Source organism: Streptomyces sp. NPDC057654 (genome assembly GCF_042800135.1).
In the GTDB taxonomy this organism is placed as follows: domain Bacteria; phylum Actinomycetota; class Actinomycetes; order Streptomycetales; family Streptomycetaceae; genus Streptomyces.
This window is the reverse complement of sequence record NZ_JBHVHQ010000260.1, coordinates 1-9874: the sequence shown is the minus strand read 5'-3', so window position 1 is coordinate 9874 and position 9874 is coordinate 1. Positions and strand designations below refer to the sequence as shown.

General features: G+C 70.2%; 8 protein-coding genes and 1 pseudogene. 8 read left to right on the top strand and 1 reads right to left on the bottom strand.

The features are described 5' to 3' along the window. Nucleotides 1–265: hypothetical protein (locus ACFU99_RS20285; protein WP_384393879.1), on the bottom strand; the 265-nt coding region annotated here is incomplete at its 3' end. 579 nt (nt 266–844) lie between these two features. Here ACFU99_RS20285 and ACFU99_RS20280 point away from each other — a divergent pair. The 8 genes and pseudogenes from ACFU99_RS20280 to ACFU99_RS20245 all read left to right on the top strand — a co-directional run. Next, a complete protein-coding gene (locus ACFU99_RS20280) occupies nt 845–2257 on the top strand; it encodes an MFS transporter (protein ID WP_384393876.1) in 1413 nt (470 codons plus the stop codon). 199 nt (nt 2258–2456) lie between these two features. Beyond that, nucleotides 2457–3269, top strand: coding sequence for an NAD(P)-dependent oxidoreductase (locus tag ACFU99_RS20275; RefSeq protein ID WP_384393874.1), 813 nt, complete (start codon nt 2457–2459; stop codon nt 3267–3269). Nucleotides 3270–3386: 117 nt separating this feature from the next. Next, nucleotides 3387–4304 carry a hypothetical protein gene (locus ACFU99_RS20270; RefSeq protein ID WP_384393871.1) on the top strand — a complete coding sequence of 306 codons (918 nt, stop codon included), beginning with the start codon at nt 3387–3389 and terminating at the stop codon, nt 4302–4304. 96 nt (nt 4305–4400) lie between these two features. Continuing rightward, nucleotides 4401–5420 (top strand): GNAT family N-acetyltransferase, encoded by a 1020-nt coding sequence (locus ACFU99_RS20265; protein WP_384393868.1) that lies wholly within the window; start codon nt 4401–4403, stop codon nt 5418–5420. Then, nucleotides 5407–6432: a DegT/DnrJ/EryC1/StrS family aminotransferase gene (locus ACFU99_RS20260; RefSeq protein ID WP_384393865.1), complete on the top strand. Its 1026-nt coding sequence runs from the start codon at nt 5407–5409 to the stop codon at nt 6430–6432. Before ACFU99_RS20265 ends, ACFU99_RS20260 begins: the two co-directional genes overlap by 14 nt. A 92-nt stretch (nt 6433–6524) precedes the next feature. Continuing rightward, the gene (locus ACFU99_RS20255; protein WP_384393863.1) at nt 6525–7694 is read left to right on the top strand and encodes an aminotransferase class I/II-fold pyridoxal phosphate-dependent enzyme; all 1170 of its coding nucleotides are present in this window, start codon (nt 6525–6527) and stop codon (nt 7692–7694) included. Nucleotides 7695–7701: 7 nt separating this feature from the next. Then, nucleotides 7702–8916, top strand: coding sequence for a histidine phosphatase family protein (locus tag ACFU99_RS20250; protein ID WP_384393860.1), 1215 nt, complete (start codon nt 7702–7704; stop codon nt 8914–8916). Next, nucleotides 8913–9874 (top strand): annotated as a pseudogene (locus ACFU99_RS20245) (hypothetical protein); the annotation flags it as partial. The gene ACFU99_RS20250 and the pseudogene ACFU99_RS20245, both read left to right, overlap by 4 nt.

Sequence of the window (9874 nt, the reverse complement as noted above, 5' to 3'; positions counted from 1 at the left end):
GCGGCATCCTCCGCAGGCGCGCCTGGCTCAAGTCGACGGCCGTCACGCTGCGGTCGCGGTCGTGGTTGCTGTCGCGGTGCTCGGCCAGGGGCACCGCGACGCGCCCGGTGCCCGCGCCCAGCACGAGCAGCCGGTCGTTCCGTTCCGTCAGGTTCAGCCAGTAAGCGATGTCGCGCTGCTGGCGGCGCAGCCGGTGCTGGTTGTGCCAGTCGTACAGGAGCGCTTCCCACTCCTCTGCTGTCTCCGGGGCGGTGGGAGCGATCATCCGCGCGTACGGTCGGGTCCGGGCGGGTGCTGCGTTTCCGCGTCCGATCATGGCGTACGGCCCATGGTGTACGGCGGCGGCACCGGGTGACGGATGGTGTCCTCCTCGGAGGTCCGATGGCGTTTGGGGCCTGGCGTCTGATGTCTGATGTCTGAGGTCAAAGGGCTGGGGATTGGGGGCCGGGGCTGGGATCCCTGGCCTTCTCCGGGGAAGCGAACTCCAGCGAATTACTGCCCCTGGAGATCCGATACACCCCCGCTTCGGGGATATTTTTCGTCTGAACCAGAGGTATCGTTTCGCCTCGGCAGGCTTATTCTGTGCCCGAGTTGGCCGGTTAGTGACATGGCCTCGAAGATTCGATGATCGGCCTATCGGAGACCAGAAATTCGTATCATCGGTACGACCGTTTCCGCATTACCGTTTCGGCACCCGAATTGTGCTCGGCCGTGGCGACGGAGGGGTGTTGACCGCCCGCTCCGGACGATGCTTGACTATTAATGCGACGCGAATGACAGGCCCTATGTGCTCTATCCGCAAGGCCGTACCCATATCCCGCTGCTGATTGGGGCTCACCCGAAAATGGCGAGTACGGTAGCGAGCGTCCGTTCCCGTGCGGAGATCTGGAGAGGCTTTGTCACGGGGGAGCGGCGCGAGATCGGCGTCGTGATCGTCTCCACCTTCCAGAGCCAGAGCGCTTCCACGCTGCTGCTCATGCTGCTCTCGCTGCTCGCGCTCGACATCAGCGGGTCGTCGGCGAGTGTTCCGCTGGTCGTGGCGGCAGGGGCGCTTCCGCCCCTCCTGTTCGTACGCTGCGTGCGCGCGGTGAACCGCCTGCTGGACGAACGGTGGGTGATGCTGCTGTCCGACGCCGGCGCGTTCACGGTGTCGTCGGCCCTCTGGATGCTCGTACGCCACAACAGCGCCCAGCTGTGGCACGTGTACCTGGGCATGTTCCTCTTCTCGACGTTCGGCGCCTTCTACCTTCCGGCCATGCGGGAATGGGCGGCCCGCCGGACCGGCGGCCTGGAGCAACTGACCTGGCTCAACGCGATGCTGGCCGTGGCGACCCAGGCGTCCGTCGTCGTCGGCTGGGCGGCGGGCGGCGTACTGGCCGCGTCGTTCGGGATCGCCACGTCCCTGTTGATCTGCGTCCTGTCCTACAGCGTCGGGATGGCGCTGCAATTCGTGGTGTTCGTGGTCGTCAACCGGGCTTCCTTCCGGCGCACGCTGCCCGATCCGGCGCGGGAGACAGGTGCATTTCAGGCCGTCGCGACCGCCGCTCCGATGGATTCCGTATCGACGACCGCCGCATCGACGACCGCCGCCCCGACGGCCCGCGGTGCGTGGAAGGAAACGGCCGGCACATGGAAAGACATGTGGGCCCCCGGGCGGCTGGGCCTGTTCACCGGGTCGCTGCTCCTCCTGGAGCTCACGCACACCCTCGCGTTCAGCATGTTCATCCCCCTCCTGACCGGGGGCGACCAGGACCGGTCGTGGGTCGCGGGCATCGCCAACGCGTCCTTCGCGCTGACCGCGATCATCAGCGGGGTGGCCATCTCCGGCGGAGTGTTCGGACGGTACGCGCGTGCCTTCGCGCCACATATCGTCCTGACCGGCTTCGCCGTCCAGGTCGTCTTCGGGCTCACCGCGGCCCACCCGGCCCCGGCCATCTTCCTCTACGCGCTCGTCGGCCTGCTCAGCGGCGGCGACAGCGCGCTCCAGAGCGAGGTCCAGGACCGCTGGCGGCCGGTCGGCTCCGCCCAGGCGTACGCCGTCTTCGGCGCGGTCCACGGGCCTGCGCAGCTGGCCGGTGCGTTGCTGATCGCCTGGTTCCTCTCCCGGTTCCCGGTGCGGACTCTGTACGTCGCCACGATCCTCGTCTGCGGGGCGGCCGCCGGAATTCTGCTCCTGGTGGCGAGGCTGCGGGCTCCGCGATCCTCGGCCGAACAGGAGGCTGAGAGCGAGTGCCTCTATGAAGCGATGCCTCCGTGAAGCGGTGCCCAGACGAAGGTGAGGCCAACGGCCCGAGTACGCCGAGAGAACTGCATACATAGCATTCCCGATACCTGCATACCCGAATTTCCGCATACCCGCACACCCGCATTCCCACGAGAAGTCGAAGCCTCCAGTGAACAGCGCGACGAAGACCCCACCGAGCGTGAGTTCCGACGAAGACGAAAGGAGAGCGACGATGCCGGACATCGCTGTCTACGGCCTGGGAGAAATGGGCGCGGACATCACGCGCTGCATTGCCGGGAGCGGGCGGGAACTCGCCGCCTACGACCCTGTGGTCGATCTGTCGGGCGAACTGCCCGGCCTGCGGCAGTGCGCTTCCGCGGGCGAGGCCGCCGCCGGCGCGCGGGTGCACCTGGTCGTACTCAAGAGGCTGAGCGACCTCCAGTCGCTGCTCTTCGACGACGGCGCGCTGTGCGCCTCGGCCCCTCGCGGCTCCCTCGTCGTACTGCACACCACGCTCACCCCCCAGACCGTGCGCGAACTGCACACACGGGTGCGGGACGGGTACGGGCACGCGCTGATCGACGCGGCCCTCAGCCGACGCGGGGGCCGGGTCAGCGAAGGGTCCCTCTCGCTGTTCCTCGGCGGCTCCGGCGCCGACATCGCCGCCGCCAGGGCCACGCTGGAGGTCTACGCCGACAACATCGTTCATGCCGGTCCCACCGGCGCCGGTATGACCGTCAAGCTCTGCAACAACTGGCTGCTCTACAGCAACCGCAACGCGGCCCTCCAAGCGCTCAGAACGGGACGGGAGCTGGGCGTCGAGATCGATGTGCTGCGGCAGGCCCTGGCCGCGTCGACCGGGGCGAGCTGGGCCCTGGCGCACTACTCCGAACTCGACGAGGCGATCATCGCGGGCCGCGGCGCACCCGCTGTCGCCCGCGACCGCACCGCGTCCGAACTCGGCATGGCGCGCGAGATGGCGGCGTCCGTGGGGGAGCCGCCGACGAGCCTCCAGGAGGCGTTCGCGCTGATCGACGCGATGTGAGCGGTTGCTGAACGCGGTGAACGCGCTGACGACGCGCGGTTGAAAACGAATGACGGGCGTGTCGGCACCGTCAGAGCAGAGCAGAGCAGCGCACAGAACAACGGCGGAAAGGCAGAAATGCGCAGCGCAGCCCTCCACGGGAACGGACTGTCCGTTCTCGCCCATACGCTCCCCGTCCCGTTATGGAATTCGGCCCTCGCCGCGAAGATCTACGGACGCACGCTCGACGTGGTGTGCTTCCGGCGCGGCGACAGACCCGTAGGAATCTGGGTCTGCCCGCTCGACGGCGGCGCGGAGGCACCCGCCGCTCAACGGCCGTACCGGCTGCTGCCCTACGCCTCGCCCTGGGTCGCTCCGGAGCTTCACCCTCTCGACCGGCACCGGGTGATCGTCTCGATGACGACGACGCTGATAGATCACGTGGACTCGGTCGAGCTCCCGATGGATCCGCACTTCGGCGAGGCCGCGGCCCTCATCGAAGCGGGAGCCGTCGCGCTCTGCCGGCACACCCGGATGCTCGCCCCGCGATCGGGCGGCGGCTTCCGGGCCGCGTACGCACCGACCGTACGCAATCACATTCGGGCGGCGGAGAAGAGGCACACCGTCGCACGCGTGCGGCCGGAGGAATTCGATTTCTCGCGCGCGATCGTGGGGCAGCACACCGCCGCTGTCGCCGCCCGCCGGGAATCGGGGATCGCGGTGAGCCGGGACAGCGCCGCCCTGTGCCTCGCGGCGGTGGACGACCAAGGGGTCTGCCGGGGCCAGGTGTTCGTGCTCCGGTCCACCGCGATGGCGATCCTGATGCATTCCTGGTTCGACTCCTCGGGGACTCGGGGCGTACCGAGTCTGCTGGTGGACCGCGCCATCGTTACGACGGTCGCCGAGTGGGGCGTGACCGCATTCGATTTCGAGGGCAGCGTGCTGCCCACTGTCGACCGGTTCATGGCCGGATTCGGCGCTCGCGCCGTCGCGTATCCGCATATCAGGTGGCAGCGCTCCGACCCGTCGCCGTTTCCCGAGAGGGAATGGGGATGACCGCGCGATGAGGCGGACAACGCTGTCGACGCCGTACCTCCGTATCCACGGGGACGCGGATTCGGCCCTGATCCTGGCCCGAGGAAGGACTGACGCATGGTGTCCCTGACGGACTGGCGTGGCCTCACCGCCGGCCAAGCCGAGCGCTGGCGTGCCCTCTACGCCCGGTACGGCACCAGAATCCAGCAGTCGCCCGCCTACGCGGAAGCACTGCACGGAGCGGGCGAGCGCCTGCTCGTGGCGGTCGGCCGGGACACGGTCGTGGTCTTCGTCCGCGACGCGACGACGCTCCAGACCGTGTGCAACGACGTGCCGATCCTGAGCGCCGAACCAGCGGGCCGTAGACAGCTGCCCGCCCTCCTGGCCCGCGTGCGGCGGGCCACCGGCCTGTCGGTGTACGCCCCATTGGTCGCGGCCGAGTACGTCGGTGTGCCGGAGGGGTCGGGGGGCAGGGAGGGAGAGGAGTTCCGTGCCTGGCCGCGGCCGCCCAACTCGGTGGTCGACTGGTCGCTCGAAGGCGTCGACCTCTGGCCCCGCGCCCTCGGCCGCGGTACGTCCCAACTGGCCCGTAAGCGCCGCCTCGTCGAACGGGACGGCCTGGTCCTGGACCCGGGGCGGTCCGGTGCGGTGGCCGTGCGCGACATGCTGGCGGTCGACGACAGCTCTTGGAAGGCGGCGCGCGGCCAGAGCATGCGGCAGCGCGGCACGCAGTCGGAGGTCTACGGCGGGCTGGTCCGCGACGGCGTGCTGACGGTCACCTTTTTGCGGGACCGCGGGCGCCCGGCGGCCTTCCGGCTGGACGGTCGGGTCAAGGACCGTCTGACCTGCCTGAAGTGGTCCTACGACGAGGCGTACCGCCGCTACTCGCCGGGGCTGTACCTGCTCACCTTCGGCCTGACACGGCAGTGGAGCGGCACCGGCATCCGTACCGTCGATCTCTTCGGCAGCCCGGACGCGCTCAAGGATCTGCTGTACAGCGCGCGGACACGGCGGGCGGACCTCTGGTGCGGGAACCCGGAACTGGGCGCGGAACGCGCCGCGGAACGGCGGCGGTTGGACGCCCTGACGAGCAGGGCATGGAAGACGGGGAGGGGCATCCGGCATGCGTACGGGTGACGAGGTGTGCGCCGCGGGTGCGGCGGGTGACGAGGTGTGCGCCGCGGTTGTGGCGGGTGGCGGTGTGACCTCCGCGAGTGTCGCCGATGACGACGAATGCGCCGCGGCCGTGGCCGAACTGGCCAGCCGGTTCGGGCAGCCTGGCGCCGCGCTGACGGCGACCGGCGCCGCGGCCCTCGAAGTGGCGTTGGAGATCTTCGGAATCGGCCGGGGCGACGAGGTGGCCGTTCCCGACCTCGGCTGCCACGCGCTCGCCGCGGCGGTCGTACGAGCCGGGGCGACACCGGTGTTCATCGGTGTCGGCCCATCGCTGACGCTGAACCCCGCGGACGTCGCGTCCTGTTGGTCGCGCCGCACCCGCGCGGTGATCGTGCCGCACCAGTACGGGCTGCCCTGCGACGTGCGGGGCATCGTGGCCGCCGTGCCGCCGGACGCCGTGGTGATCGAGGACGTGGCGCAGACCTGGGGCTCGTACGCGGGGGAGGCGGTCTCAGGGGCCACAGGCGTTCTCGCCGTCACCTCGTTCGGGCCGTCGAAGCCCGTCGCCCTGGGGGCCGGTGGCGCTGTCCTCGGGCCGGTCGGCCTCTTGGCCGGAGCGGTCGCGCAGGACGGCGCCGGGGACCGGCTTCTGGACCGCGTGCCCTCTCCGGCCCGGTTCCCCCGGCCCCTGCTGGAGCGGCTGCCCGGCGCGTTGCGACGTGCGGACGAACGGCTGGCGGCGCGCCGGGCCGTCGTCAGGGAATTCCTCACCGGCGAACTGTCCGCGTGTTTTCGTCTGCCGCCCCTCCCGCCGGACAGCGGCGCGGGGTGGACGAGGCTGCCGCTCTATCCGTTGCCGCCGGTATCCGGAATGCCGGTCCGGGAGCTGCGGAGAATACTCGAACCCCTCGGCCCAGTGCAGGAATTGCACGCGGTTCCGCCGTCGGGGCTGCCCATGTTCCGGAGGGTGGAGAAGGTGATCTTTCCCGGCGGGAAAAGGCCCGCCGACCCTCTCCTGGTAAAGCCCACCTAGCGAAGCCTTCTTCGTAAGCGGCCCTCGTAAAGCAGTCCTCGTAAAGAAATCCTCGTAAACAATCCTCGTGAAGATTGGATGACTACATCGTCATGGCAGTGGTGAATCCCCACCAGTTCTTCGAATTGCCGTCGGAATCCCCCGACACCTTGCCGTACTTCCACGCCGTGCTGGGCGACGGCCAGCTCTTCCGCTACGTCGAGGGCGACCGGGAATCGGCGAACACCGCCCTGGAGCGGCACTTCGCGGACTACTTCGGCAAGGAGGCCGCGGTGGCGGTCGCCAACGGCACGGTCGGCCTGCGCCTCGCGCTCCAGGCCGCGGGCGTCGGACCGGGCGACCGCGTTTTGGTCAGCGCATACTCCTTCATCGCCTGCGCCATGGCCGTCGCCGCGGTGGGCGCGGTGCCGGTGCCGATGGACATGGACACGCCGCTGACCGTGGACACCACGGCCTTCAAGGCCGCCGGCGGAGCGGTCGCCGCCGTCATGGTCGTACACGTCCAGGGCCACGCCGTACCGGCCGGGCGGCTGCGCGAGCTCTGCGACGCTCTCGGCGTCCCGCTCATCGAGGACGTCTGCCAGGGCGTCGGCGCCGCCTCCCCGGACGGCCGCGCGGGCCGCCTCGCGGACATCGCCGTCACGAGCTTCCAGCAGTCCAAGCAGATCGCGTCCGGCGAGGGCGGGCTGGTCGCAGGCGGCGCGGAACTGATCGAGCGCGTCTACCGGCTCTCCGACCTCGGCGCCGTGCGCCACGGCGGCGGGCTGCCGGACTGGGACGACGAACGGGCCGTACTGGCGGACAACCTGCGGCTCACCGAACTCCAGGCGGCGCTGGCGCTGGACCAGGCCCTCGCGCTCGGCGACACCCTGGCCCGGCAGCGCGCGAACCGGGCCCGGCTCAGGGAGGCGCTGGGCTCCGCGGTCACCGTCCTGCACAGCGAGCACCCCGCGGGCGACGCCGGCTCGCACACCCTGCTCATGGCCCGTACGGCCTCGGACGCACAGCGGTTCTGTGCCGCTGTGCAGGCCGAGAACGTGGTCGCCCGGGTCGTTTGGAAGAAGACGTTCCGCGAGTACGGGGTGTTCCGGCGGTCGGGGCTCACGGACGAGCTGTCCTCGCAGCAGTGGCCCAAGACGGCGGTCGCCCTGGGGCCGCGCATCCTCAGCGTTCCGGTCTCCAAATACGTTCCGGAGTCCGGCGTCGCGCGCGTCGCCGAGGCCGTGCTGAACCACCGCCACCACCTCGCACGGGAATGGTGAGGCACCGGTGAAACGCATCGCACTGCTCCTGCGCGGGCTCCCCGGCATCGGCAAGACCACCACGGCCGCTCTGCTGCGCGACACGCTCGTACCGTCCGTCCGGGTCTCGAACGACTCGGTGCGGTACATGGCACAGCCCCGCGACTTCAGCGACTTCACGCTCCAGGCGTCCGAGGCCGCGTGCGTCGATCTCGCCGTCTCCTATCTCGACAGCGGGTTCACCCCGGTGATCGACGGGGTCTACGAGGACGTCGAGTTCCTGGCCGCCCAGGAACTCCGGCTCCGCCGAAAGGGCCTGCGGCTCGTAACGATCACCCTGCGGGCGACCGTCGAAGACCTGCTGCTCCGCAACGACGCACGTGACCCGCTCGCCCGTATGGAGGAGAGCAGAATCAGGGAACTGCACACGTCGTTCCGGCATTTCGGGACGGTGCTCGATGTCGGGGACAAGCAGCCGGAGGAGGTCGCCGACGACGTAATGGATTTGCTCGAACTGATTCCGGAGGCGAATGCGGGGAAGACCCCGGCTCCGGGGACTGACAGCGGAACCAGCGCCCGTACAGAATTGCTGTTCCTACGGCACGGAGCGCCGGAATACCCGCCGGACGTCTACCCCGACCCCTTCACGATGGGCCTTTCCCGCGAGGGGCGCGTGGAGGCGCTCGCCGCTCGCGCGGCCGTCCGGCGGTTCGCGCCCGATGCCGTCTACACCTCCGACTTCAAGCGCGCGTACGAGACGGCCGAGACGGTGGCCGGGGGGCTGGGGGTGGACATCCAGCGCTGTCCGGCTCTGCGGGAGCGGGTGTTCCACCAGTTCATCGGTGTGCCGCTGGGCCGGGTGCGCGAACTCCTCGGAGACGAGGCGGACCGCGCCCTCTCGGGCAACAGCGACCTCTGGGAGCACCCCGGCGAGGAGACCCTGGCCGCGGCGCAGCGCAGGACGCTCGACTTCTTCGGCTCTCTCGCCGCCGAACACCCCGGCCGACGGGTCCTGGTGGTGGGTCACGGCGGCCCGCACGCGTGGCTCGCGGAGAAAGCGCTGCGCGCGGACATGACCGGCGTACGGAGCCTGGCCTGGGAGACCGGCCACTTCTCCGGCTTCCTGTTGGACGGCGACGCGGTGTGCGTGCGGTACCTCAACCGGACGCCTGATGACGTTGCGGGCGGTGGCGGTGGCAGCGGTGGCGGTGCTGGTGGCGGTACGGGGGAGGGGGCGCCGTGATCGGGCAGCAGCCGACTGGGCAGCAGACGACCGGGCAGCCTGCCGACTGGACGGCCGCGCGGATCGCCGTGGTGGCGACCCCGTTCGGCTTCGGCCCGGCGTCCAAGGCCCACGCCATCACTCAAGTCCTGACCGGGCGCTACGGCCTGCGCGTCCAGTACTACGGCGCGGGCTCGGCGGGCGATTTCTTCGACGCGCAGGGCGGGCCGCGCGCCCGTCCCATCAGCGTCGACGTGCTGGAGCGGGAGCCCGGCCTGCTGGCCGGCTATGACGCGATCGTCAACGTGCTGGCCCCCGAGCTGATCCGGTCTCGGGATGCCGCCGCGATGACGTACTACGTCGACAGCCTCGGCTTCATGTGGCAGCCGGCCGACATCCCGGCGGACAGCCCGCTCCGGCGGGTGCGCGGCTACTTCGCGCAGGACGTCTTCGGCAGCGTCGCGCACCTCACCGCGCTCGGCGTACCGGGCGTACGGCCGGTGTCCGGCATCGTGGCTCCTCCGGTTTCTCCGGCTCCTCCGGAACCTTCCGCTCCTCCGGACCTCGCCGCCCCGTCCACCGGCCGAGCACCGGCGGTCGGAGCGCCGGCCCGTGCCCGTACCAATGTCCATGCCCATACCCATGCCCGTACTCGTGTCCTGGCCCATCTGGGCGGGCTCGGCAATCCGGCGGGCAACGGATCGGCGCACGCGTACCTGCCGCTGGTGCGGCAGTTGCTCGGCGCGCTCCGACGCGACGACTACGAACTCACGGTGGCCATGAACCAAGCCGGCGACACCTTCCGCCTGGCCGCCGGGACGGCGGTGCGGCATCTCTCCGGTACGGGCTTCCAGCAGGCGCTGGCGGATTGTGCGACGGTGCTCAGCTCGCCGGGCCTGACGACCTTGATCGAGGCATCGCAGGCGGCCCGGCCGTACGTGCCGCTGCCGCCGCAGAACTGGAGCCAAGTGGTCATCTG

What these genes read in the sequence shown, in the direction of transcription:
- ACFU99_RS20280 (WP_384393876.1), top strand. Translation starts at nt 845, where the DNA reads ATGGCGAGTACGGTAGCGAGCGTCCGTTCCCGTGCGGAGATCTGGAGA.
- ACFU99_RS20275 (WP_384393874.1), top strand. Translation starts at nt 2,457, where the DNA reads ATGCCGGACATCGCTGTCTACGGCCTGGGAGAAATGGGCGCGGACATC.
- ACFU99_RS20270 (WP_384393871.1), top strand. Translation starts at nt 3,387, where the DNA reads ATGCGCAGCGCAGCCCTCCACGGGAACGGACTGTCCGTTCTCGCCCAT.
- ACFU99_RS20265 (WP_384393868.1), top strand. Translation starts at nt 4,401, where the DNA reads ATGGTGTCCCTGACGGACTGGCGTGGCCTCACCGCCGGCCAAGCCGAG.
- ACFU99_RS20260 (WP_384393865.1), top strand. Translation starts at nt 5,407, where the DNA reads ATGCGTACGGGTGACGAGGTGTGCGCCGCGGGTGCGGCGGGTGACGAG.
- ACFU99_RS20255 (WP_384393863.1), top strand. Translation starts at nt 6,525, where the DNA reads ATGGCAGTGGTGAATCCCCACCAGTTCTTCGAATTGCCGTCGGAATCC.